The 1,405-nt window shown below is 32.3% G+C and carries 1 protein-coding gene and 1 pseudogene; one reads left to right on the top strand and one right to left on the bottom strand.

The features are described from left to right. The first annotated feature begins 174 nt into the window (after positions 1–174). Positions 175–582, top strand: coding sequence for a hypothetical protein (locus I3255_RS14330; protein ID WP_036764205.1), 408 nt, complete (start codon positions 175–177; stop codon positions 580–582). A 581-nt stretch (positions 583–1,163) separates the two neighbouring features. Here I3255_RS14330 and I3255_RS14335 read toward each other — a convergent pair. Then, positions 1,164–1,405 (bottom strand): annotated as a pseudogene (locus tag I3255_RS14335) (hypothetical protein); the annotation flags it as partial.

A 1,405-nucleotide genomic window follows, 5' to 3' on the forward strand; every position in this document is an offset into this window, starting at 1 on the left:
GCGAAGAATAAAGGATGAGATGTGAAGTGTTCGTGAAGGTGAGATGTAAAATCAGTGATTTTCCAACAAAACTCCAACATAGAACTTGTTCTTGTTTTATATGAGTCACCACTCACATTATATTGAATCGTACTTTAATAAAATACCTTTTTATATCAATAACTAGGAATAATAATGGAAGATACAAAAGTACAAAAAAGTGAAGTTAATGATTCAAAATCGACAACAAAAAAGAGCACACTTGACCAAACAAATACAGCTCTGACTATAGTAATAAAAATAATTATTATCGGTGTATTACTTGCTTCTTTCTTTGCTGGCAAGTCTGTTTATCAGCAATACGCACATTACGGACCGAGTTGCACAGAAAATGCATCAAGTTTCCAATACTGGATCGATCAAGCAGGAAAAGAAAAAGGTAAAATTGTTTCGATACATCAATCACGATTGCAGACCGAGAATGGAACTACGCAATGCTTTGGTCAGTTCCAAACTGAGGGTGGTCAATATAAAAATTGGAACGGCGCGATAAGTGAATTAACGAACAAAGAAGTAATCGGCTGGACTAGAGTATCAAATTAATTACACATAATAAATAAGGATATGTGCCGCGCAGTCGGCACTTACCCGAAGTATCGGATAAGCCTAAAACACCTTAGTCAGTATTAGAAGTAACATATAGGTTAATGCTGAAAATAAATCGAACATTCCCCTACTTATTAACCTACCAATCTAAAGTAGTCTAACAAACTTTATCCAATATTGAGCAAAATCATATTGGCCCCAAAGCTTCTTAGAACAAATAATCATTCATATCTTATTAACGTAATTTGGGATTAGTTTTGTTGTCTGTATATATGAACAGTTATAATGAAACATGGAGATTTTATCGTTTTAGTTCCGTTTTTAATCAGGAATATTTCTTGTTAAAAACAGAGGTAGAGCCATAACAACTTGATAATTAAAAGTTTAATATTTCAGCTTGTATTTAATAAGCCTGATTAAATACATTTTTTACTTTTCAGCTCCTCTTTCAAATCTGCAGGAGTAATAAATTGCTAGTAAGTTCATAATATGTAACGATAATATCGAGTATGTTCTCAATTCTTTATAAGTATATTTTCGTATAAAAGTAAGAATGCTTATTAATATACTGTTATGTTCTAAGGATAAATAATGGAAAACATGGTGTTAGTTTTAGATGAATCTGGAGCTAAGGGTTTACGCCAAAAACGATGAAAGTTGATTCTCAGCATCTTCAAGGATATTTGGTATAGCTTTACCAAATGTTGTTTTTCCTTTGGAATAATGATGCCATATTCCGATAAAAGTCCTCTAACTTGATTAATCAGACGAGTTCTTTCAGTGATAAGAAGCTTGCGCATTTTAATGACCGATTGAATAT

It is taken from the genome of Psychrobacter sp. Ps6 (genome assembly GCF_022129235.1).
Taxonomy (GTDB): Bacteria; Pseudomonadota; Gammaproteobacteria; order Pseudomonadales; family Moraxellaceae; genus Psychrobacter.